Origin of the sequence: Streptomyces sp. DH12, from assembly GCF_020873895.1 — a bacterium.
Taxonomy (GTDB): Bacteria; Actinomycetota; Actinomycetes; order Streptomycetales; family Streptomycetaceae; genus Streptomyces.
This window is the reverse complement of the sequence record NZ_JAHWGT010000575.1, coordinates 1-554: the sequence shown is the minus strand read 5'-3', so window position 1 is coordinate 554 and position 554 is coordinate 1. Positions and strand designations below refer to the sequence as shown.

1 protein-coding gene is annotated in these 554 nt (G+C 74.9%); it reads left to right on the top strand.

The window, feature by feature from the left end; translation table 11 throughout:
- Positions 1–554 (top strand): DnaJ C-terminal domain-containing protein (locus tag LPA54_RS35855; RefSeq protein WP_306806601.1); only part of this gene is annotated, 554 nt, incomplete at both ends.

Here is a 554-nt window from a genome sequence, read left to right as displayed (position 1 = left end):
GACAAGAACGGCACACCGCGCGTGTGCCCGACCTGCGTCGGCACCGGACAGGTGGCGCGGGGCTCCGGCGGCGGCTTCTCGCTGACCGACCCCTGCCCGGACTGCAAGGGCCGCGGTCTGATCGCGGAGGAGCCCTGCGAGGTCTGCAAGGGCAGCGGGCGGGCCAAGTCCTCGCGGACGATGCAGGTGCGCATCCCCGCGGGGGTCAGCGACGGCCAGCGGATCCGGCTGCGCGGCAAGGGGGCGCCCGGCGAGCGGGGCGGCCCCGCGGGCGACCTGTATGTCGTCGTGCACGTCGGCGCCCACCCGGTGTTCGGCCGCAAGGACGACAACCTGACGGTCACGGTGCCGGTGACGTACCCCGAGGCGGCCCTCGGGGGCGAGATCCGGGTCCCGACGCTGGGCGGCCCGCCGGTCACGCTGAAGCTGCCGCCGGGCACGCCCAACGGGCGCACCCTGCGCGCCCGCGGCAAGGGAGCGGTCCGCAAGGACGGCACCCGCGGTGATCTGCTGGTCACCGTCGAGGTGAGTGTTCCCAAGGACCTGTCGGGGAA